General features: G+C 55.3%; 24 protein-coding genes, 1 tRNA gene, 1 CRISPR repeat array and 1 riboswitch. Of the genes, 12 read left to right on the top strand and 13 right to left on the bottom strand.

Features of this window, described 5'->3' with window-relative positions; all coding sequences use genetic code 11:
* Positions 1-3 precede the first annotated feature (3 nt).
* Entirely contained in the window at positions 4-813 is an 810-nt protein-coding gene (locus tag ACWISF_RS07000) for a glycosyltransferase (protein ID WP_448380867.1), read from the bottom strand.
* Between the two features lie 21 nt (positions 814-834).
* A riboswitch (cobalamin riboswitch) is annotated at positions 835-976 on the top strand.
* Positions 977-1,133: 157 nt separating this feature from the next.
* Between ACWISF_RS07000 and ACWISF_RS07005 the strand changes: the two genes are divergently transcribed.
* Together ACWISF_RS07005 and cobW are read left to right on the top strand one after the other, a co-directional pair.
* Entirely contained in the window at positions 1,134-1,511 is a 378-nt protein-coding gene (locus tag ACWISF_RS07005) for a DUF1636 domain-containing protein (RefSeq protein WP_448380868.1), read from the top strand.
* Between the two features lie 12 nt (positions 1,512-1,523).
* Positions 1,524-2,504, top strand: coding sequence for a cobalamin biosynthesis protein CobW (gene cobW, locus ACWISF_RS07010; protein WP_448380869.1), 981 nt, complete (start codon positions 1,524-1,526; stop codon positions 2,502-2,504).
* Between the two features lie 15 nt (positions 2,505-2,519).
* On the opposite strand, the gene ACWISF_RS07015 is transcribed toward cobW, so the two are convergent.
* The 3 genes from ACWISF_RS07015 to psbP form a co-directional block, all read right to left on the bottom strand.
* Positions 2,520-3,758 (bottom strand): FtsX-like permease family protein, encoded by a 1,239-nt coding sequence (locus ACWISF_RS07015; protein WP_448380870.1) that lies wholly within the window; start codon positions 3,756-3,758, stop codon positions 2,520-2,522.
* Between the two features lie 2 nt (positions 3,759-3,760).
* Positions 3,761-4,840 (bottom strand): HlyD family efflux transporter periplasmic adaptor subunit, encoded by a 1,080-nt coding sequence (locus ACWISF_RS07020; RefSeq protein ID WP_448380871.1) that lies wholly within the window; start codon positions 4,838-4,840, stop codon positions 3,761-3,763.
* Positions 4,841-4,951: 111 nt separating this feature from the next.
* On the bottom strand, positions 4,952-5,497 hold the full coding sequence (gene psbP / locus ACWISF_RS07025; RefSeq protein WP_448380872.1) for a photosystem II reaction center PsbP: 546 nt from the start codon (positions 5,495-5,497) through the stop codon (positions 4,952-4,954).
* A gap of 119 nt (positions 5,498-5,616) precedes the next feature.
* On the opposite strand from psbP, the gene ACWISF_RS07030 reads away from it, so the two are divergent.
* The 3 genes from ACWISF_RS07030 to ACWISF_RS07040 are packed head-to-tail and all read left to right on the top strand — an operon-like array spanning position 5,617 to position 7,736.
* Positions 5,617-7,068, top strand: coding sequence for a carotenoid oxygenase family protein (locus ACWISF_RS07030; RefSeq protein WP_448380873.1), 1,452 nt, complete (start codon positions 5,617-5,619; stop codon positions 7,066-7,068).
* A 42-nt stretch (positions 7,069-7,110) separates the two neighbouring features.
* The gene (locus ACWISF_RS07035) at positions 7,111-7,422 is read left to right on the top strand and encodes a TMEM165/GDT1 family protein (RefSeq protein ID WP_448380874.1); all 312 of its coding nucleotides are present in this window, start codon (positions 7,111-7,113) and stop codon (positions 7,420-7,422) included.
* Positions 7,419-7,736 (top strand): TMEM165/GDT1 family protein, encoded by a 318-nt coding sequence (locus ACWISF_RS07040; protein ID WP_448380875.1) that lies wholly within the window; start codon positions 7,419-7,421, stop codon positions 7,734-7,736. Before ACWISF_RS07035 ends, ACWISF_RS07040 begins: the two co-directional genes overlap by 4 nt.
* On the opposite strand, the gene psbB is transcribed toward ACWISF_RS07040, so the two are convergent.
* The gene (gene psbB / locus ACWISF_RS07045) at positions 7,733-9,268 is read right to left on the bottom strand and encodes a photosystem II chlorophyll-binding protein CP47 (protein WP_448380876.1); all 1,536 of its coding nucleotides are present in this window, start codon (positions 9,266-9,268) and stop codon (positions 7,733-7,735) included. The two genes, ACWISF_RS07040 and psbB, sit on opposite strands and share 4 nt — an antisense overlap.
* A gap of 214 nt (positions 9,269-9,482) precedes the next feature.
* Between psbB and ACWISF_RS07050 the strand changes: the two genes are divergently transcribed.
* Positions 9,483-11,141, top strand: coding sequence for a B12-binding domain-containing radical SAM protein (locus tag ACWISF_RS07050; RefSeq protein WP_448380877.1), 1,659 nt, complete (start codon positions 9,483-9,485; stop codon positions 11,139-11,141).
* On the opposite strand, the gene ACWISF_RS07055 is transcribed toward ACWISF_RS07050, so the two are convergent.
* Entirely contained in the window at positions 11,050-11,598 is a 549-nt protein-coding gene (locus ACWISF_RS07055; protein WP_448380878.1) for an SRPBCC family protein, read from the bottom strand. The genes ACWISF_RS07050 and ACWISF_RS07055 overlap by 92 nt on opposite strands.
* A gap of 15 nt (positions 11,599-11,613) precedes the next feature.
* Complete coding sequence (locus ACWISF_RS07060; protein WP_448380879.1) at positions 11,614-12,372, bottom strand: TIGR01548 family HAD-type hydrolase; 759 nt, start codon at positions 12,370-12,372, stop codon at positions 11,614-11,616.
* 89 nt (positions 12,373-12,461) lie between these two features.
* Here ACWISF_RS07060 and ACWISF_RS07065 point away from each other — a divergent pair, with 89 nt between their 5' ends.
* From ACWISF_RS07065 to ACWISF_RS07090, 6 genes are all read left to right on the top strand, one after another.
* Positions 12,462-12,764, top strand: coding sequence for a 30S ribosomal protein PSRP-3 (locus ACWISF_RS07065; RefSeq protein WP_448380880.1), 303 nt, complete (start codon positions 12,462-12,464; stop codon positions 12,762-12,764).
* Between the two features lie 58 nt (positions 12,765-12,822).
* The gene (locus tag ACWISF_RS07070; RefSeq protein ID WP_448380881.1) at positions 12,823-13,776 is read left to right on the top strand and encodes an SPOR domain-containing protein; all 954 of its coding nucleotides are present in this window, start codon (positions 12,823-12,825) and stop codon (positions 13,774-13,776) included.
* 10 nt (positions 13,777-13,786) lie between these two features.
* Positions 13,787-14,254, top strand: coding sequence for a hypothetical protein (locus ACWISF_RS07075; protein WP_448380882.1), 468 nt, complete (start codon positions 13,787-13,789; stop codon positions 14,252-14,254).
* Between the two features lie 20 nt (positions 14,255-14,274).
* Positions 14,275-15,381: a DNA replication/repair protein RecF gene (gene recF, locus ACWISF_RS07080; RefSeq protein WP_448380883.1), complete on the top strand. Its 1,107-nt coding sequence runs from the start codon at positions 14,275-14,277 to the stop codon at positions 15,379-15,381.
* A gap of 44 nt (positions 15,382-15,425) precedes the next feature.
* A tRNA-Asn gene (locus ACWISF_RS07085) sits at positions 15,426-15,497 on the top strand.
* A gap of 97 nt (positions 15,498-15,594) precedes the next feature.
* The gene (locus tag ACWISF_RS07090; protein ID WP_448380884.1) at positions 15,595-15,930 is read left to right on the top strand and encodes a rhodanese-like domain-containing protein; all 336 of its coding nucleotides are present in this window, start codon (positions 15,595-15,597) and stop codon (positions 15,928-15,930) included.
* Positions 15,931-15,973: 43 nt separating this feature from the next.
* Positions 15,974-17,552: direct repeats of the CRISPR family, unit length 37 nt; unit sequence GTTTCAGTCCCGTAAACCGGGATTAATTGATTGAGAC.
* A 206-nt stretch (positions 17,553-17,758) separates the two neighbouring features.
* Here ACWISF_RS07090 and cas2 read toward each other — a convergent pair.
* The 6 genes from cas2 to cas7d form a co-directional block, all read right to left on the bottom strand.
* Positions 17,759-18,052 carry a CRISPR-associated endonuclease Cas2 gene (gene cas2, locus ACWISF_RS07095; protein ID WP_448380885.1) on the bottom strand — a complete coding sequence of 98 codons (294 nt, stop codon included), beginning with the start codon at positions 18,050-18,052 and terminating at the stop codon, positions 17,759-17,761.
* A 4-nt stretch (positions 18,053-18,056) separates the two neighbouring features.
* A complete protein-coding gene (cas1d, locus tag ACWISF_RS07100; RefSeq protein ID WP_448380886.1) occupies positions 18,057-19,034 on the bottom strand; it encodes a type I-D CRISPR-associated endonuclease Cas1d in 978 nt (325 codons plus the stop codon).
* 4 nt (positions 19,035-19,038) lie between these two features.
* Positions 19,039-19,617, bottom strand: a complete 579-nt coding sequence (gene cas4, locus ACWISF_RS07105) for a CRISPR-associated protein Cas4 (RefSeq protein ID WP_448380887.1) — start codon at positions 19,615-19,617, stop codon at positions 19,039-19,041.
* A gap of 4 nt (positions 19,618-19,621) precedes the next feature.
* Entirely contained in the window at positions 19,622-20,440 is an 819-nt protein-coding gene (cas6, locus tag ACWISF_RS07110) for a CRISPR system precrRNA processing endoribonuclease RAMP protein Cas6 (RefSeq protein ID WP_448380888.1), read from the bottom strand.
* Positions 20,412-21,161 carry a type I-D CRISPR-associated protein Cas5/Csc1 gene (cas5d, locus tag ACWISF_RS07115; RefSeq protein WP_448380889.1) on the bottom strand — a complete coding sequence of 250 codons (750 nt, stop codon included), beginning with the start codon at positions 21,159-21,161 and terminating at the stop codon, positions 20,412-20,414. Before cas5d ends, cas6 begins: the two co-directional genes overlap by 29 nt.
* A 35-nt stretch (positions 21,162-21,196) precedes the next feature.
* Positions 21,197-21,736 (bottom strand): type I-D CRISPR-associated protein Cas7/Csc2 (gene cas7d, locus ACWISF_RS07120; protein WP_448380890.1); only part of this gene is annotated, 540 nt, incomplete at its 5' end.

The following is a 21,736-nucleotide window of genomic DNA, read 5'->3' on the forward strand; positions in this document are numbered from 1 at the left end:
TCCTTAGGAATCCCGACGCCATTGGTTTATTTTAGGGTCAAACCGCCAGATGCGGGGGTAGTGTTTTTGCCAGCGCCAGCAGCACCAATCCCACATGTGTTGCAATCGTGCCTGCCAGGGAGCCGGACGGGTCATCTGGGCGACCTCGTGGTTGTACGCATCCCGCCGTTCGGACAATTGCCCCGGCTGCCGTTTGAAGCCCCCCAAGTAGCTGCTGACCACCTGCAATTCGGTCTGTGCGGCCAACTGCATCCACAGCCAATAATCCCCCGCATAACGCCAGGATTTTAACCGTTCTAAATCCAGATGGCGATGCACTGTTTGGGTCCAAAACGTAGATTCTTGTTGCACCCGACACCAGGCCCGGTTGTACAACCCATAAGCAAACAATTCCCGCCGGTAGGGGTAGGGCAAATCCACATGAATTACCTGCGACCGTGGGTTGTAGATCACCCGATAGCCGGTCAACCAATCTACCTGCCCGGTTTGCACAATTTCGGCGACGACGGCAAAGGCTTGGGGATAATAAAAATCCCCCGCATTCAGATAGGCAATGACATCGCCGCTGACTTGGGCCAATCCCTGCGCCAGGGCATCGTACATCCCCTGGTCCGGGGCCGAATGGATGTGCACACCGGGGTGGTTGTAGGTTTTGAGGAGGGCCAACGTGTGATCCGTCGAACCCCCGTCCATGACCCAGTATTCCAGGGTCACCTGCCCGGAGCGCACCGCCGTTTGCTGCAAGACCGAATCCAGCGTCTCGGCCAAATAGGGAGCGGCGTTGTAGCAGGGGGTGACAATGGAAAATTTCATCTGGCACGGGAGCCCATTCTGCATTAAAGTATAGGAGCCGGTTGGTTGGGGGACCAGCCCAACCAGGTAACGGGGAAAGTGCGGTGCAAATCCGCCGCTGTCCCGCAACTGTGAAGGAACGCTGTTCCGCAGCCAGGATGCCCGCCGGTGGATGGTCAATCTGCGAGGTACAGATGCACCCATTGCTGCTATTTACGCCCGCACCGGGCTAATTCCCAGCACCCTACCGTTTTGGGGGCAGGAAGGGTCTGCCTTCCGCGGGAAACGTTTTGGGGGTGTGCATGCCCTTGGGTTGATGTTCATGATTTTGAGGTGAAAGGATGGCTCATTCTACGCTATTTGTCTGCACGACGTGTGGCAGTACCTGGCAAGACGGCAAACGCATTGGTACCAGCGCGGGCGAATTGCTGCTCCAGGATTTGCAGGTAGCCCTGGCAGAAAGCGGCGCGCAACTCCAAGCGGTCAAATGTCTGAGCGCCTGTCTGAATTCCTGCGCCGTCGCCATCAGTGCGCCTGGGAAATTCGCCTACCTATTCGGCCAACTACCTGCGAAAGAGAACCGTTCGGAAACCGTCGCCGCCCTGGTGCAATTTGCCCAATGCCATCAGGACAAAACCGATGGATTTATCCCCTACGCCGAACGCCCGGAACTCCTGAAAAATCGGGTTTTGGGCCGCATTCCCCCCCTGGGTATTTGAGGCGTTTTACCCATGCGGAAAGTTCCTGTGACGGTGATTACCGGGTTTTTGGGGGCCGGGAAGACGACCCTGGTGCGCCACCTGTTGCAATCGCCCCAAAGTGCCGGTTTGGCCATCGTGGTCAATGAATTCGGCGAGGTGGGAATTGACGGCTCCCTGCTGCAAGACGGTTGCGATACGCCGGTGGTGGAACTGACCAACGGTTGCCTGTGCTGTACGGTGCAGGAGGATTTTCTCCCCACCATGCGGCTGTTGCTGGAACGCCCTACCCCGCCCAAGGCCATCGTGATTGAAACTTCCGGGCTGGCTTTGCCCAAACCCCTGGTGCAGGCCTTCAACTGGCCGGACATCCGCACCCGCACCACCGTTGATGGGGTGATTACGCTCGTGGACGGGGAGAGCCTAATTACCGGGCAATTGTCCCGCTACTATACCAACGGTGTACCGCTAACGGCCCACGAGACCCCCTTGGCCGAATTGCTTGCGGATCAGTTGGCCTGTGCGGATTTAGTCCTGCTGAACAAGACCGACACCCTCACGCCGGACCAGCAAGCGCAATTGCTGGCCTGGTTACGCACCCAGGTCCGTCCGGGGGTGAAGGTGCTGCCCTGCGCCTATGGCCAGGTGCCGGTGGCGATTCTCCTGGGCCAAAACCTGGCGGTGGAAACCGTCGTGGACCAACGCCCCAGCCATCACGACGCCGCACACGACGCGGACGACCACGACCTGACCATCCGGGCGGTGGTGTTAACCGGCGGGGAGATTGCCCAGCCGGAAGTGCTCAGCCAACGGTTGCAAGCCCTCACCGAGCAACACGAAATCTATCGCGCCAAGGGATGGGCCGCCGTGACCGGCAAACCCCTGCGGTTGGTCATTCAAGGCGTAGGTCGCCGTCTCCACACCTACTACGACCGCCCCTGGCAACCCACAGAACCCCGGCGTACCCAGGTGGTGGTGATTGGGCGCAACCTGCCTGCCCACCTCACCCTGTAGGGCTTGGGTCTGTACCTAGAAAATATCGGCTGGGTCGGCGGCCTGTAACCGTCGCACCGATATAGCCCCCGCCACAAAACACATCACCACCGTCATCGTAAACACGGTGATGGCTCGCCCCCAGGTCATACCAATGGGCAAGCGGGTAACCGCCTGGGTCAACCCGTACAGCCCGTGGGAGACCAAAAAGCCGGGGATAAAGCCCAACACCGCCAAAATCATCGCCTCCTGGAACACCACCATCAACAAATACCCATCCGTATAACCCATCGCCTTGAGGGTGGCATACTCCGCCAGGTGGTCCGAGACGTCGGTGTAGAGAATTTGATAGACGACCACAATGCCCACCACAAATCCCATCACCGTTCCCAGGCCAAAAATAAACCCGATGGCGGTGCCCGTCGCCCAGTAATGCCGTTCCAGCTCCACAAATTCGTCATGGGTGAGAATGCACACATCGTTGGCCTTAGCAGGAGATGGGGTGGCCCCTTGGCAGAGAAATTGGCCGGGAATTTTCAGTTCCGTATTGAGTAATTGCCGCAATTTTGCCCGCACCTGCTCCACATCTGCCCCCGGTTTGAGGGTAATTAATCCCACATCAATTTGCGAGGCTTGCCGTCCCGGAAACATGCGTAAGAAATTCAAATCGCTGGTGATCACATTCCCATCCGCCGAAAAAGAGGCCCCCAACTCAAACAGGCCCCCCACCGTCACCCGCCGGCGATTCACCTCCGCTTGTACCCGTCGGCCCGCGGCAAATTCCCGCAGGATAAATTCCGTGCCGAACTCCTTGCGGGAAATCCGGTCAAACAACACCACATCCGCCTGGCGAATACGGTCTAAATTGGCCTCCACTTCCGGGAAATCCAACACCGAAACTGCCGGGTCAAACCCCAGGACCAAAATCGAGCGGGTACAACTGGTGGCGGTGGGGGTCGGCGGACAAACCGGGCTTTTCCAGGGCATCAAATCCACATACAAAGGGGTCACCCGCGCGACTTCCGGCAAACTCAACGCCTGGTACAAGCGGCGGCGGGGAAACCGCTGCATGGCAAAAAACGCCTGGGATTGGGGGTTAATCAGCACCAAATCCGCCCGCAATTTGCGATGGACCAGCACAGCCGCTTCAAACAGGGCATCCCGAAACCCCAACTGCACAAACATCAACACATCGGCAAAGGTAATTCCGGCCAAAGCCACCAGCAACCGGATGCGCTCCCGCGAAAGTTGTAACCACGCCAGGGGAATACCCATGCCTACCGCTTGATTTGCACGTTGACAACCATATTGGTCAGCCGTTGGACCTGCGCCGAAGCTGCCGCATCCAGGGCAATTTTCACCTCCACCACCCGCGCATCCACATCCGCAACCGGGTCCGTATTCAAAACATCCTTTTTCGCCACCCGCCAGCCTACTTGGGTCACGGTTCCCCGCAAGGGTGTTGGCAGCGCTGCAGCCGTGATCACCGCCTGTTGCCCCGGTTTCACGCCCAGAATGTCCGTTTCGTACACCTCCGCCACCACATACATCCGCTCTGTGCGCCCCACATCCAAAATCCCCTCACTGCCGACGGTTTCTCCCACCCGCGTATGAATCTTTAGCACCCGTCCTGCCACCGGCGCCTTGATCAAGCTCAAATCCAGTTCCACCTGCGCCAATGCCAACCGCTGCTGTGCCTGGGCCACCTGCGCCCGCGCCAGATTCACATCCACCGCCCGCACCTCCCGAATACTGCGCAGGGTCGCCTGGGCAGCCTGCACCTGCTGCCGGAGTGTGTCCACCCGCAGGCGAAAATTATCCAACGCGGACGCCGCAATTGCCCCATCCTGGTAAAGCTGTTGGTTGCGCTGTAAATCTGCCTCGGCAAGGCGGAGTTCCGCCTGCAAACGCCGCACCTGGGCTTGCTGCGCCTGAATATCCCCCGCTTTGGCCCCCGCCAACACCTGCTGCAACTGGGCTTGGGCAATCGCCAGGGCCGCTTTGGCCAACTGCACCTCCACCTGACGCTTGCGGGTCGTATCCAGCGTCGCCAACACCTGCCCTGGTCGTACCCTGTCCCCTTCTTGGACGAAAAGCGCCGCCACCCGCGCCCCCTCAATCGAACTGGGCGCCGACAAGGTCATCACATCCCCTTCCGGCTGAATCCGACCCAGAGCGGCAATCATCGGCGGTGCTTTGGTCACAGGGGGAGCCACTTGCCGCTTTGGGGATGGCGCCCAAACCTGAGTTCCCCAGCGCACCAGCAGCCAGAGCACCCCTGGGGTCACCACCGCCAGCGCCACCCACCGCCAGGGAATCTTGCCCGTCGCCGCCTCCTGCTGAAACTTGCCCAACATCCGGGAGAAACGCCACAGTCTTATTAAATCTTAATAAATTATAAATTTTGGCGTTGGTGCCGGCTGGAGAACGCCACAGCCCGTGCAGGTGGTTCACGGGGCCAAAAGGCATTAGTACACTTGCAACGAATTCACCACCCGCTGGAGGATGGGGGCCAATTTCGCCCAGCGAGATTCGGGCACCGAGGCATTGAGGGTGTAGAGTTTGCCGTGACGGGTGGCAATGGCGGCAATGTTGTGGCGACGACCGGTTTTGGTATTGACCACATACTCCAGGGTGTAGTACAACTGCTGGTCATCCTGGCGACTGTCGGCGCTGACCAGTTCCGGTTTTTGATCCACCGCCGCCTGCGCCAGGGCCGTATTCAGCAGCCGTTGCCCCACTTCCAGCGGCGAACCCAACTCCGCCAGGGTCTTGCCCGATTTCACCGTGCTGATGACCATGCTTACGGTTTCGCTGGGGTCAATCAGGTCATGAAAGAGAATGTCCAACCCATCCCGACTCGGTTCATTGGGCTGCACCCGCACCCAGCCATTGGGGTAGAGAAATTGATAGCCATCTACCGTATCAACGTAGGGATTTAGCCCCGCCGGTGTGAACCCACAACCGGTCAACCCCAACACCAACACCACCAAACCCAACCACAGCCAGCGCATGGCTTGCCCCCCGATACCGCCCCTTTCATTATGCCACCAACTGGTTCGACCCCCGCGCTACAATCAAAGCGTTCGGCTCAGGTCCCACACAATTTCCTGCTCCTGTTGAACCGGCGTGTATGACCTCGGTGGTTGCTCCCCCCTATTACCGCTTGGAAGATTGGCAAGGCGGTCACCGCACCCAGCCTCAGGAATTTGCCTACTGGGTCGAGGAGGTGACCGGAACCATCCCGGCGGACTTGACCGGCACCCTGTTTCGCAATGGGCCAGGGCGGTTGGACCGGGGCGGGCAGCGGTACCACCATCCCTTTGATGGGGACGGCATGGTCAACCAGGTGAGCTTTTGTAACGGGCGGGCCTTTTACCGCAATCGCTACGTGCAAACCCCCGAATTTCAGGCAGAACAACGGGCCGACAAAATTCTTTACCGGGGGGTATTTGGGACGTTGAAACCGGGGGGCTGGTGGAACAACATTTTTGACCTGCGTCTGAAAAACATTGCCAATACCAACGTGATTTACTGGGGCGGAAAATTATTGGCTTTGTGGGAAGCAGCGCCCCCTTACCGACTTGACCCTGCCAATTTAGCGACTTTGGGGTTGGATGATTTGGGGGGAATTTTAGCCAATGGTCAGCCTTTTTCTGCCCATCCGCGCCTTGATCCCCAGGGCTTTTTGGTGAATTTTGGGGTGCAAACGGGGCCAAGCAGTCACATTAATCTCTACGAATTCGATGCCAACTGGGGGCTGGTACGTCACCACAAACATCCGGTTGCCGGCTTTGCCTTTTTGCATGACTTTATCCTGACGGAAAACTACTACGTCTTTTTTCAAAACCCCGTGCATTTTAACCCCCTGCCCTACATTTTGGGCTGGACGGGAGCGGCGCAATGTTTGCAGTTTGATGCGGAACAACCCACCCGTATTCTGGTGATCCCGCGTCAGGGGGGACCGGTGCGGGTATTTTTGACGGATGCCTGTTTTGTCTTTCACCACGCCAACGGCTACGAGCAGGGAAATGAACTGATTTTAGATTCGATTTGTTATCGCCATTTCCCGACCATTGACCAACAGACGGATTACCAAACCGTTGATTTTTCCCGTCTGCCAAGCGGCCAACTACGGCGATTTCGGGTGAATTTGACGACCCATCAGGTGCGCAATACGCTGCTTTTGGAGCGCTGTTGTGAGTTTCCCCAGGTGCATCCCCAGCGGGTGGGGCGGGCGTACCGGTGGGTCTATTTGGGGGTGGCGGCTGACCCGGTGGCCAATGCGCCGCTGCAAGGTATCCTGGCGCTGGATGTGCAAACGGGGCGGCAACAGATGTGGCTGGCCGGGAGTCGGGGCTTTGTGGGTGAACCGGTCTTTGTGCCTAGGGGTGAGGCGGAAGACCAGGGCTGGCTGCTTACGTTTGTCTATAATGCCGCGCGGCAATGTACAGATATTGTTATTCTGGATGCGGCGGATGTGGCTGCAGGGCCGGTGGCGACGTTGCATTTGCGGCACCATGTGCCCTATGGGTTGCATGGCTCGTTTACGCCGCTACTGTTTGCTGAGGAGGCGAGGGTGTGACCTGGCAATGTTACGATCATTTCACGGGCGCGGTGGTTGAGGATGTCCTTATCTCATTCATCACCTCCTTGGTGGCGTGTTGCGCTGGGCAGTTTTACGACGGTGTTGCTGGCGGAATTGGGCGACAAGACCCAGGTGACAACTCTGTTGATGACGGGTTCGTCCCAAGAGCCTTGGGTGGTCTTTGCCGGGGCAGCGTTGGCGTTGCTGGCCACCAGTTTTTTGGGGGTGTTTGTCGGGCAATGGCTCAGTCAACGGCTTGATCCCCGCCGCGTTGAAGTTATTTCAGGGCTGATTTTTCTGGGGGTGGCCCTGTGGTTGGGGTGGGATAGGGTGCAGGCTGGGCACCGATGAATTGGCAACTTTTGGGAGTGACATTTTTGACGGTTTTTTTGGCGGAAATTGGGGATAAAAGCCAGTTGGCGACGATTGCCCTAAGCGGTAGTTCGGCGGCGCCGCGCTGGGTGTTTGTGGGTACGGCCAGTGCCCTGATTACTGCCAGCTTTTTGGGGGTGTTTTTGGGACAAGAATTAACCCAGGTGTTGCCTTTGGATGCCTTGCAAATTCTGGCTGCTGTTGGGTTTTTCTTGCTAGGGATGCGCAGTTTGTGGCCGAAAAAAAGGGAGCCGGGTTGCCCCAGCCCCCCGGTGCCAGATGAGGGCAACTAAACCGCGGTTTCTTCGGTACGCCGGGTGGTTTTGTCCCCGACTTTCAAAAACACTCCAAATTCCACCTGTTCGCCGATGTTTTCGTCAATGCCGGCAAAGACATCCCGGAAGAGGGTACGGGCGCCATGCCAGATGTGACCGAAGAAAAAGAGCAGGGCAAACGAGGCATGGGCAAAGGTAAACCAACCGCGAGGGCTGGTGCGGAACACCCCGTCCGACTTGAAGATTTCCCGGTCGAAGGCAAAAGGTTCCCCTAACTGGGCTTTGCGGGCAAATTGTTTCACCATCGCCGGGTCGGTAAAGGTTTTGCCGTTGTTTTGGCCGCCGTAGAAGGTAACCGTCACCCCGGTTTGCTCGATGCTGTATTTGGAATCGGCCCGCCGGAAGGGAATATCGGCCCGCACCACCCCGTCTTCATCAACCAAAATCACCGGGAAGGTTTCAAAGAAGTTGGGCATCCGCCGCACCGTCAGGATGCGCCCTTCCGCGTCCTTGAACTCTGGGTGTCCCAGCCAAGCCAGCGCCAAGCCATCCCCCTTGTTCATCGGCCCGGCCCGAAAGAGACCCCCCTTGGCGGGACTGTTACCGATGTAGTCGTAAAAGGCCAGTTTTTCGGGAATGCGGGACCAGGCTTCCTCCTTGGTCAAACCAGCGGCCAAACCCGCCTGCACCCGCCGTTGGATTTCTTGCTGGAAGTACCCCTTATCCCACTGGTAACGGGTGGGGCCAAACAGTTCGATCGGGGTGGTCGCCGAACCGTACCACATCGTTCCCGCCACGACAAAAGCAGCGAAAAACACCGCCGCGATACTGCTTGACAGCACGCTTTCGATATTCCCCATCCGCAGCGCCCGGTAGAGCCGTTGGGGAGGTCGCACGGTCAGGTGGAACAGCCCCGCAATGATCCCCACGATCCCAGCGGCAATGTGGTGCGCCACCACACCCCCCGGATTAAAGGGATTAAAACCTTCTGGTCCCCACGAGGGCGCCACCGGTTGCACATGACCCGTCAAGCCGTAGGGGTCTGACACCCACATGCCCGGCCCAAACAAGCCGGTCAGGTGAAACGCCCCAAACCCAAAGCACAGCAAACCCGCCAAAAACAGGTGAATGCCAAACATCTTGGGCAAATCCAAGGCCGGTTCGCCCGTGCGGGGGTCGCGGAACAATTCCAAATCCCAATAGACCCAGTGCCAAATGGCCGCCAAAAACAACAAACCAGAAAGGATAATATGTGCCGCCGCCACCCCTTCAAACGACCAAATGCCTGGGTTCGCTGCCGGTTCCCCGGTGATGCTCCAGCCCCCCCAGGATTCCGTCACCCCCAAACGCACCATAAACGGCAGCACGAACATCCCCTGCCGCCACATGGGGTTCAACACGGGGTCCGTGTGGTCAAAAACCGCCAACTCGTACAGCGCCATCGAACCGGCCCAGCCCGCCACCAGCGATGTGTGCATCAAATGCACCGCAATCAGCCGTCCCGGGTCATTGATGACGACTGTATGAACACGATACCAGGGTAGTCCCATTGACTACACGCCTCCTTCGTCCTAAATCTCTTTTGTACCGACAGCTTCGATGGTCAGAGTTCACTTGGCTAGGCACGCCAGCCAAAATCCCCACCGCCAGTGGGACGGCCACGAAACTTGGGTTACATTTTACTAAGAAACCCTGGGCACCCCCTAGGGATGCCGTAACAATGCTTAATATCTGTCTCAGCCAAGTCGGTTGGGTGGGTCGGCCATGAGTTTGCCTTGGGCCGCCGAAAAAATCTTATTCTCCCCTGCTGAGCCTGCTGCCGGGGCCGTGCCGGTGGTGTGGGCGTTTCCCCATACCTACCGCGTGGGCATTACCAGTCTGGGGTATCAGTGGATTTGGGGAATGTTGGCCCAGCGTGCGGATGTGCGGGTGCGGCGCTGGTTTACCGATGGGGGAGAACCGCTGGCGGAACCGCCGGAGTTGGTGGGTTTTTCCTGCGCCTGGGAACTCGATTACCCCCACATTTTTGACCTGTTGGACCACTTCGGCATTCCCCTATTGAGTCGGGAACGGGACGATAGGCATCCGCTAGTGTTTGCCGGCGGGCCGGTCTTGAGCGCCAATCCTGAACCGTTGGCCGAGGTTTTGGATGTGGTGTTGTTGGGGGATGCGGAGGTGGTGCTCCCGGCGTTTTTGGCGCGCTATCAGGAGGTGCGGCGGGCCAGGCGGACAGAACAACTGCTGCATCTGGCGCAGGTGCCGGGGGTCTATGTGCCGCAATTTTACGAGCCTGTTTATGCTGCCCCCACCGGCAGATGCACCGGCATCCGGGCGCACCCGGATGTGCCTCCCACCATTGCGCGGCAGGTGTATCGGGGCAATACCCTGGCCGTGTCCACCGTCGTTACCCCCCATGCCGCCTGGGAAAACATCTACCTGGTGGAGGTGGTGCGCAGTTGCCCGGAAATGTGTCGGTTTTGCCTGGCGAGCTACCTGACCTTGCCGTTTCGGGCGGCGGCCCTGCCGCAGGGGTTGATCCCGGCGCTGGAACGGGGGTGGCAGGTCACCAAGCGGATCGGTTTACTTGGCCCCTCGGTGACCCAACATCCTGAATTTCCGGAACTGCTTAGCTATCTCAACCAACCCACCTGGGACGGTCTGCGGCTGAATATCGCCTCGGTGCGGGCGGCAACCGTAACCCCTTTGCTGGTGGAAACCCTGGTGCGCCATCAGACCCAATCGCTCACCATCGCGGTCGAAAGCGGTTCCGAGCGGCTGCGCCAGGTAATGAATAAAAAATTGGGCCAGGCCGAAATTCTCCAGGCGGCGCAAGTGGCGCAAACCGGCGGCTTAAAAGGCTTAAAACTCTACACGATGGTGGGCGTGCCAACCGAAACCGAAACCGACCTGCAAGCCACCGTCAACCTCGCGCGGGAATTACGCCGACTGACGCCGCGTTTGCGTTTGACCCTGGGATGCAGTACGTTTGTGCCCAAGGCCCAGACCCCTTGGCAGTGGTTGGGGGTCAATCCCCAAGCGGAAAAACGGCTGCAATTTCTGGGCAAACAACTGGGGAAATTGGGGGTGGAATTTCGTCCCGAAAGTTATAAAGATTCCCTGGTGCAAGCCCTCATTTCCCGTGGGGATCGCCGGTTAACCCAAGTGTTATTGCGCACCCGCCGGTATGGGGTTTCGCTGGGGGGCATCCGTCGGGCCTTTAAGGAATTGCAAGGCCAACTGCCGCCCCTGGAATTTTATGTGCATCAGGACTGGCCAGAGACAGACCCTTTGCCCTGGCAGCATCTGACCGGCACAGCAACCCTAGCCATGCTCACGGCTCACCGACAGCGTTCTTTGCCGGCTGCCACACCTGGGCCACCCGTTCCCGAATCGCCTGCAAATTCAGCCGAATTCCCCGCGTAATCCGCCCTTCAATCAGTCCTACGGGAAGATGCCGTCGCGGGCGCACCTGCACCGTGTAGATGAGCCGGGTGGCACTGTCTTGGGGGTCCAACTGCCAGGCCCCATCAAACCGGCTAAAATCTCCCTCGACACAGGTGAACTGGATGCGTTGGGGATAGATTTCTTCGATGTCCAGCACCACCCGCGCCCGAAAGTTGAACCGCAAAAGCGGCTGCGTACCCACCTGCTCCAGACGAATTTTGCCCTCCGGGTGCGGCAAACGACGACTGACGGCCAGATTGGGCAAAAAATCCGCCAGCGCCTCGTAATCGGTCAACACCTGCCAAATAGGCGCCACCGGGTAGGGCATGGTCATCTCCGCCTGAATCTGCCGCTCCCAACGGTTGAGCCGCTCCACCCCCACCAGCGGGTCTGCCTCTTGGGCGAAATCGGCTGCTGCTTCGGATTCTTGGCCCATAGAGTCATGCCGTTGTCAAGGTTGCTCGGTAGCTACAGTTCCCCTCCCCAGTGACGACCGCACGGACGTAGGGAGCAACTGGCCAAGGTTGGCGAACACGTAGCTGGCCCCATGCTGTTGGAGGGTTTGGGTATAGCCTTCCACGTCCTGGATGTGAGGGGGGAGAATGCCGACTGCCACCCAGACATACGCCGGTTGTTCTTGCCGGGCAGCCTGCACCGTGAGCATATCCGCCACCGTATCCCCAGCGTAGAGGATGGGGGTTCCGGGGGGGCATGACCATTGGCGCACCAACCGCAACAATCCCGTAGGGTCGGGTTTTTCGGGGGCATCTTCCATCGCGACCAAAGGAGCCGCCGCCAGCCCCAGCCGGGCCAGGGCATACTGGGCTTCCCGACGGGGGGCACCGCTGAAAAAACCCCAGCGCCAGCCTGCCTGGGTAAACTGCCCAAAAAAGTCCCTGTCAATTAGCAGTTCCTCCTGGGTAATCAGGCCCGTGGGGTGTGCCGTTGCCCCCCAATACAGCCTTTGGAAATAGGGAATGAGGTCTGCCAGGGGGACATCCCAACCCCGGCGCCGCAGCAATTCCTGGGTGGCCCGCCAGTCGTTATTCCAATGCCCCTCGCTTTTGAGCTGGTCAATTTCTGCCAGGGTGGGGGTGTAAGCGCCTTGGGTAAAATGCTGCACGGTCGCCTGGATGGCCCGCCGATAGGAATGGCGCACATCCCGAATGACCCCGTCAATATCGGCAATCAAGACCCCCGGAAAGGACACGTGGTGGCTACCTTGCCCGCTGGTTAAAATAAGAAACGTAGGCTATCCTAACAGATTGCTGTTACACGTGCGTACAGGAGGTCTGTTTCTTGAAGTTTCAGTTGAAAGCGCTGTGGTTACAAAAAGACGTGGGATTGGCCGTGGATCAGATTGTGGGGGGCGGCAGTAGTCCGTTGACCTGCTACTTTTTTTGGCCGCGGGACAACGCCTGGGAACAGCTCAAAAAAGAGCTAGATGCCAAGTCCTGGATTCCCGAGGCCGCCAAGATAGAATTACTGAATCAGGCGACGGAACTCATCAACTACTGGGAGGAAGGCAAATCCACGCGCTTCCACACGCTGCAAGAGGCGCAAGAGCGATTCCCCCATGTGGTTTTTGCAGGCAGTAATTGATGGGTGCGCCGCTGGTTCTGCTCCTTGCCCACAGCCCTGATGTTGGTGAGGTGTGATGATGGCAACCCCTACGGAGCAGACAACCTTGCTGGCGGCTTTGGCCTGCCTGGACATTGACCTGGAACGGGAATTGCAGCAGTTGCGGCAGGAGCGGGCGAATTGGGAGCCGGAATGGTGGCGTTCGCTGTTGGGGCCTACCCCACCCCCGGCCTCGGCCTGGACTTTTCCAGCGGCGGCCAATGCCCCCCCGGTTGCTACGGATGGGGCGGCGCCCGAGGAGGGAGAGGTGAGCGCCCCTTTGGCGATCCCGGAACCACCACCCACGACGGCCTTGGCGGTAGCCGAATTGCCGGAGGGAGGTGCGGATGGGCATAAGGCGGGGGAAGATACGGCCTCGGTTCCCGACGCGGCAACGGCCCTACCCCCCTTGCGGCCTTCCTGGTCGGAGCGTCTCAACCGGGTGTTTGCCCGGCGCCAAGCGGCAGCGGAACCCTTGGGCGACCCCTGGGCCGAAACCTTTGTGGAACCGCCGCGGCCTGCCTCATTCCGGCTGTCCCAGCCAGTGCTGGGGTTTGCTCTGGGGGTGACGGCGGCCACCCTGGGGACGTGGGCGATTTTGGGGTTGCGTCAGCCCCCGCGTCCGACACCGACAACGCCGGCGTTGCGTGTCCCTGCCCCCCCTCCGGAAGGTGCGGTGCTCCCGACGCCTTCCCCTTCGCCAGTACCCAACCTGGCGCGCCGGGAACTGCCCGATTTGAGTGCCATTCCCACGGCCAGCCCCCGGACCAGTCCTACTCCTAGCCCCCCCAACCTCGGCTTCTACTACGTGGTGACGGATTACCACAACGAGCAAAGTCTGCTGGCGGCGCAAAAAGTCGTCCCGGAGGCGTTTGTGTGGCAGTTTCCCCACGGGGTGAAGGTGCAACTGGCCGCCTTTGAACTGCGGGAGCAGGCGGAGCAATTTGTGGCAAACTTAAAGGCGAAGGGCATCAATGCCCGTGTTTATCCCTAGAGGCACTCCGGTGAATCTGTGGCGTTGGCGTCATTCCCCTGACCCGGAACGGTTGCTGGAGCAGTGGGTCAACCGCTTACGTGGCCAATTGCGGCAACTGAAACGGGCGGTAGCGTTGGTGGTGGCAACCCAGCGGCGGCTGCGGCGGCAGTTACAGCGGGTGGTCTGTCCCCAAACCCGCCAGGAACTGCAGCAGGCTCTGGTGCATCAAAGCGTCCATTGCCGCCAACTACAGCAGCAATTGTGGGAATTGGAACAGCAGGTGCAGGCCCTGCAAGCGCGCCAGGAGGTTTTGACGGCGCGTGCCTCGACTGCCGAAGCCCGCAAAGCCCTGTGCGACCTGCGCCAACAGCTAACGGACGGCACCTTACCGGCAGTTCTGCGCGATACGGAGGAACTGATTCACCGGTTGGAAGCGGAGGCGGAACTGTGGGAGCACAGTTTGGGGGAATGGGTGTCCATTTTGCGCCAGCCGTGACGGGTTGCCGCTAGCGCGCGGTGTATTTGCGCCATCTGCACCTGTGGCATTTTCGGAATTACACCGACCAGGCCATCACCTTTACCGGCAACCAGACAATTTTGATCGGGGATAATGCCCAGGGTAAATCGAATCTGCTCGAGGCCATTTTGTTGCTGGCGACGCTTCATTCTCCCCGTGCCCACCGGGATGCGGATTTGATTCAGGATGCTCAGGAAACGGCGCGCATTCAGGCGGAGGTGAGCCGCGACCCCGAACCGGCGGTGCTGAGTCTAACGTTGCGGGCTTCCGGGCGACGCACCCTGGCGGTGAACGACCAGACCCAGCGGCGGCAGATGGATTTTCTCGGCTATCTGCGGGCGGTCTTTTTTTCCTGCTGGGATTTGGAATGGGTGCGGGGCAGTCCGGCGCAACGGCGGGATTGGTTGGACCAGATGTTGGTGCAACTGGAACCGGCCTACAGCCAACTGTTGCAGGATTACCAGCGAGTGGTGCGCCAGCGCAACGTCCTCCTGCGCCAGGAATCCCTGTCCCCTGCCCTGCTGACTCCTTGGGACGAGCTGCTTAGCCAAACCGGCAGCCATCTCATGCGGCGGCGGTGGCGGTGGCTCGAACGGTTGGCGCCCCTGGCGCGCACCTGGCACGAACGGATCAGCCAAACCAGCGAAGTGTTGACCATTCGCTACGCCCCAGCCGTGCCTATGAGTGGCGAGGAGGACGAAGCAACTCTACAGGCACACTTCCAGCGGCAACTGGCGGCCAAGCGTCCAGCGGAACTGGCGCAAAAAACCACCCTGGTCGGCCCCCACCGTGACGACGTAGTTTTTTGGCTCAACGGGCAACCCGCCCGCACCTACGCTTCCCAAGGCCAACAGCGCACCCTCGTTCTGGCGCTCAAATTGGCAGAATTGGCGCTTTTAGAAACCCACTTGGGCGACTCCCCCCTGTTGCTCCTAGACGATGTGCTGGCCGAATTGGACCACAAACGGCAACGGCAGCTCCTGAGCGTCATCAGCGAGCGGGTGCAGACCATCATCACCACCACCGACCTCGGGCGGTTTTATGCCCCCTGGCTGGCTACTGCCCAGCAATTGCGGGTGGTACAGGGGCAAGTCTATCCGGTGTAGGTGTTGCCTGGAGGTACGCTTGCTCGCTATCATAGAAAACGCTTTCCTCAGTAGCTCAGCGGTAGAGCGGTCGGCTGTTAACCGATTGGTCCCTGGTTCGAATCCAGGCTGGGGAGTCGTGGTAACCTGGGGTGGGGTTGGTCACGAACGCTGTTCGTTACCATGGATAGGGGAACCCTGGCGGGGTGGCAGGAACAATAGCTCAAGGATGTCATGAGGATCAAGACGATTAGCGCCGCCGATTTTGCCCAAAAGCGTGCCCAAAACCCCAATTTGCAAGTGCTGGATGTGCGGGAATGGTGGGAAGTGGAGCGGGCCAAGCTACCCGGCTGTTTGCATTTGCCCTTGAGCGAGTTTTCCCAGTGGTCAACCCAGGTGCAGGAGTTACTCGACCCTAACCAGCCAGTGGTGGTGATCTGTCATCATGGCGTTCGTTCGGCCCAGGTGTGTGCCTGGTTGCAGGATCAGGGGTATGCCCAGGTGGAAAACCTAGGGGGCGGTTTGGAGGCTTATGCCCTCCAGGTGGACCCGACTTTACCCCGTTATTGAGCCGCCAAAGTGGGGAGCGAATCCCAAGTAAGTAATGTTGTTTGTTTCAGTCCCGTAAACCGGGATTAATTCCTTGAGACGCAATACAGTTTGGGGAGTCATCCGATATTCCTGGAGTTTCAGTCCCGTAAACCGGGATTAATTCCTTGAGACAACAAGGCAGAAGCAATCGCCCGCTGTGCTTCTTCATGTTTCAGTCCCGTAAACCGGGATTAATTCCTTGAGACGTTCCCCGTCGGGGATGTCGCGAAGTTCAAGGCAGTTTCAGTCCCGTAAACCGGGATTAATTCCTTGAGACTTCTCATAAACCTTCTGTGTCACCCCCCGGTTTGTCTGTTTCAGTCCCGTAAACCGGGATTAATTCCTTGAGACGTTTAATACCAGCAGCAACACCGGGACGGGGACAATGTTTCAGTCCCGTAAACCGGGATTAATTCCTTGAGACAAATTGTTAGTCAACGTGTAAGTTGTTGTTTCTAAAGTTTCAGTCCCGTAAACCGGGATTAATTCCTTGAGACTGTTGGAGCAGAAGGACAAGATGCTTATGCCTCCCAAGTTTCAGTCCCGTAAACCGGGATTAATTCCTTGAGACATTATCAGCGGGTGCGACTCAGGTAGGGATATTACCGGTTTCAGTCCCGTAAACCGGGATTAATTGATTGAGACCCTATGGCCTATCCACGGGGTGAGATCAACTTTAGTGTTTCAGTCCCGTAAACCGGGATTAATTGATTGAGACTCATCCAAGGTATCAAAGTCTGTTACTTTGTCAACTTGTTTCAGTCCCGTAAACCGGGATTAATTGATTGAGACCAGCTTTGATCTTAGCCACCTCAGTCTTCCATTCGGCGTTTCAGTCCCGTAAACCGGGATTAATTGATTGAGACGTGTGTGGCAGTGGATAAGCTCCGTACTGTATAGGTTGTTTCAGTCCCGTAAACCGGGATTAATTGATTGAGACTTTGGAAGTAAAGTTAGAGCATTGGATAACAAATTAGGTTTCAGTCCCGTAAACCGGGATTAATTGATTGAGACCCTTTGAAGCGGGGGATGTTTTGTACTATGCGAATGTTTCAGTCCCGTAAACCGGGATTAATTGATTGAGACCCCAATCAACGGTACGAACCTGGTATCAGGTCTGCGGTTTCAGTCCCGTAAACCGGGATTAATTGATTGAGACTCGTGCGGCGTTAAGGCGATCAGGCGGCTGATTTGCTCGTTTCAGTCCCGTAAACCGGGATTAATTGATTGAGACTCCAGGGCCGTCGAAGAAAAGGATTTGGGTTTGGCACGTTTCAGTCCCGTAAACCGGGATTAATTGATTGAGACCTGTTGCCTTAGCCTGATAACCCTGAGCCGTACTAGTTTCAGTCCCGTAAACCGGGATTAATTGATTGAGACGTTAACTTAAGGGCTTTTCCTCCCCGTACTACGCTTAGGTTTCAGTCCCGTAAACCGGGATTAATTGATTGAGACATCTTGAGGCACCGTAACCTCAACCTCCCCTGTACGTTTCAGTCCCGTAAACCGGGATTAATTGATTGAGACTCTGGCTATAATTAGATAGTCTAGGTAATCAGCGCAAGTTTCAGTCCCGTAAACCGGGATTAATTGATTGAGACGGCAGGGGCTAGAACCCTGAACAGGACAGGGTTCCAGGCTAGGTTTTGGCAAACCCCTGTCAATTGGTGAGTTTTGTTAGTACTTTGTTTACCATTTCTGGCAACAAAATGGAGGAAGTATTGGTTTTTCCAGGTTCTGGCGGCTTTGGCAAACCTCCCAGGGATTTTGACCTCGCTTTGGTTTGCCAAAACTACGGCTATCTCTATCATAGAATAATTGTCCCCTCCTGACGCGGCTTTTCCGACCCGTAGGTAATAGTTCGCTTCACGGCCCCTGTGTCCAAAACGTAAATTCTCACAGAATCCTCGTCGGGCTTAATCAATTCTTCCATCTGGGTTTGCAATTTCGTAAACTGTACAGCCGTCAAGAAACACTCAAACACACTGTAATGTGTCCATTTCCCGTAACCTGAGAGCAGTTTGTGTAAACGGGTGCGCCGCTTATTGGCTGACTTGTTGTCCGGTAAATCATAAATAATCAAATAGAAAAGTGTATTCATAATTTTAGCGCAAAACTAGAGGCCGATAAGGAACATCTTCTTGTAAATGTCGTGCCATTAAGCGGGCCTGAAGCTCAATAGCGCGCCGATAGGTGCAGCGATATTCAAAAACTGGATGTTTGAATTCATCATTCATTTTCTGTTCAAAGGCTTGGAGAAAAGTCTTTCGCCCCGCATCTGCAAGATAATAGGCCCCCAGACTTTCAGTAAAATCTTTGCGCTGTATTTGACGATTATTAATTACTGCCAGTACCAAATTATCTGCCACTAGAGGACGAAATTCCTCCATCAAATCGAGCACCATAGCTGGTTGCCCACGACTCACTTCATGCAAGTAACCAATATAGGGATCAAGCCCTGCTAAGTGTACTCCTGCTGTCACTTGTATTCTGAGTAATCCATAGGCAAAGCTTAATAAAGCATTAACCGGGTCAGTAGGAGGACGACGGTTACGTCCCTGAAAACCCCACTCCGGTTCCAGCATGTTTGACCAGTGAGCAAAGTATTCCCGTGCTGCTACCCCTTCAATTCCTCGTACTTGGTCAATTGTAGTTTGCATTTGCACTTCTTTTTTGTATTTTCTTAAGGAATTTTCCCGCTGACCATGACGATACAAAACCGCATATTGATTGTGTATTTTAGCTATCACAATTTCTTTCACCAGTCTTAATCGGCGTTCGCTATCTTTATAAAGTTCATGCTGTGCCAATCGCAACTGTCCATTGCGAGATTGCCCCGGTAAAGTTGACCCCAAGTATTTACCATGACTCGACAAATAATGGACGGAAATACCTAACTCTAGGGCATATATTAAAGCATCACCTGTTAATTGAGGATTACCTATTAAGACCACCTGTTCTACCGTTTGTACTGGAATTTTTTGCTTCCTCCAAGAACCGTCCTCTTGTTTGAGCGCAACCGCAAATGCTTCATAAGCTTTGCTCAAAACAGCATCTGGTTGAGTTACATAAAGAACAGACATAGGTCTAACTGCCTCGCAATTGTTTGACTTCAAAAGGTAAACAAATGACCTGCAAGCTACAGGACTGACATTTTGAGGTTTGGCGAATGGGAGCGGGCATGGGAAGCTTTATCGCCTGTCGTGCTAATGCAATGGCATGCTCAGTAGCTTGTCTCAAAGTAGAGGTGAAAATGACTTTTTGTCGCCTGCGATTCCCGTGATAAAAAATTTCTCCGTAATCAATAGTGTAACCAGTACGCTCTTCTAAGCAAAAAGCAGCAGCACAAAGTTGAAAGTGGTCATTAAGATGCCGTGCCATTTTACCTTTCTTGTACTCCAGTGGCAGTAGTTTTCCATCTCGTTCTTCCACCACATCAATAATACCAGCAACTTGAAGGCGGTCACTCCAGACCCACTGTTGCCTATGAACGAGAATATCCCCCTCTTGAACGGTTTCCGACTCATTGATATTCCGATGTAGATGACGACCAAGGATAGTATGTTCATTGTCTGCCATTTCACCTAATACATATTCAAAATAAAAGCGGCGAGAACAATATTCCCAAGCATTGAGATAGGCCAATGGCAAATAATCTTCAGGCATAACCCTACCCTCCGTGTTCTGGCAAAAGAACTTGTCCCATACCCATTGCTGTCTTGCGCCCCACACCGGCAAAAAATGCGAAGTGAGCCAAAATATTTGCAATTCGTGCCTGTTCTGGGTCAGGAAACTGATAGCGCACCCAGCCGACTGCACCAATTTCAATTGAATTTTCCATTTTTATTTTCTGAGTTCTAAGTTCATAGTCAGAAACTAGGCCACTCCATTGAACTTTGGGAAAATGCCATGCTTCAGGAGCAAAATCATTCCAGCGGCGATACAAACTTCCAAATACGAATTCCGGTAAGGGGAAAGGTTGAATTCCTTGTCCAGAGTTAAGTTTGAAGCTGGTGGGGGAAACAAATTGAAGTAAAATATCATTGGATTTAACCGGAATTTTAGCTAGTAAGCCATAGTCAGAAGAACCTACCCAGGGATCAGTACCGGGCACCATATTAATCCTGCGAAAAACAAAGGGGAGTTTTGCCAGGGAAAAGGGCTTATTACCCCACTGTTCTAAACCACATAACAGTGGTTCAAGAAGGTTGCCATTGAGCAATCCAATCCGAAAGAAAAATTCATCTCCGGCTTGCACCTTGCCTTTGCGACGTTTTCCCATTAATCCAGAAAGGCTAATTGGGGATTGTTGACTGTGGTGAATCGCCTCAGAAATCGCAGGATCAGCCATACAAAACCACTGGAGTACTTGGGCATGAATTGCTCGACCACAACCAATAGGCAAAATCCCATCATCAGCAACGCTTAGATGGATCACCACTGTATGCAGGGCAGTGGATTTAACTTGAGGTGACAAGGTTAGCTCCATAGGCAACTCCGCTAGGTAAACAAACTGGAAACAGGTTATAGGAGTCAGCCCAATGATCAGGTTTAGAAATTTGCCAATAATTTCCAGAAATTCGTGCCTGACTAATCAAGCTCACAGGTGGCATTACAATCCGGTTATAAAGCAATAAACGAGTAGAACAAGGAAGATCAATGGGATTCAATGGATGGTTACAAGAATATTCACCAGACCTTTGCTGAATCACCTCTGAAGGCAATAGTTGGACATCCACCTGAATTTTGGCTGCCCATTTACCTAAGCGTATCCAGCGGGGAGTGGAAATGGGTTGCTTAGCAATAATGTAAGTTCGGTAGCAACTGCCAACTGCTAATTCCTTAGCCCGTCCGTAGTTCATTGGATAATTTTTACCTCCAAATTGTTTGGTTTGACCATAGTAGGGAACCTGAGCTGCCTTGAAGGTATTAACCTGATAAGACCACTGTAACGGCAGTGCTGGAAAAACATAAATACCATGCTCATTGAGTACCAGAAGGTTTTGCTCATTTTCTGCCTCTAAATAACCTGGGCGTTGAGCACCTTCTCCCTGCAAACGATAAGGCTTACGAATAAGAGTAGTTTCAAACAAAGCAAAGCTAAGTGCCCAGTTGTGCAGGTACTTTTCTGTTTCATAGAGGATGCCCATCTCGCGGGTGGCAAAAAAAATGTTATCGTGGAGGGTCAAAGTACACTGGTAAAACAGCATGGGGATACCTCTCAAAAATAGGGTAGGATAACGTTCTATTCTTCCCTTCGGCTTGTTCTTCTCTTTGTCTCTTGTTTAGCTGCTGCTCCATACATTTCTGAATAAGTTTTGGTTTGCTCGTACAGAGTGTTCAATATATGACGCAAATGTTCTTCGTCCTGATAAATACTGGTTACCTCCGCCAACAATTCATCCAGTTCTTGACCTAAAATAACTTGGCGTTTCCGCACTGGTTCTTGATGCAGCAGATTTTGTGCCACTGTAGTTGCCTCCTTTAGTATGTCAGCAATTGGTTGCATTGTGTCTCCATTGAGGGCATCATAGAGCGCTTGAGTAAAGTACAAATTACTGAAGATTTCACCGTCACAGAAGGCAATCCCCACAATATGATTGGTCATGGTTCCAGTACGAGATTCCTGAGCACCATAGCGGCGAGTACGCATAAGATTGCCCAGGACATAAATGAAGCCTTCCCAAGTAGAATCTCGCAAGGTTTCCACCGTGGGAAATGACACTTCTGGCAGTATATGATCCTGCTCGTTAATAGAAGAACGCATCTCTCCCTTTTCACTCAT

Source organism: Gloeomargarita sp., assembly GCF_053491055.1.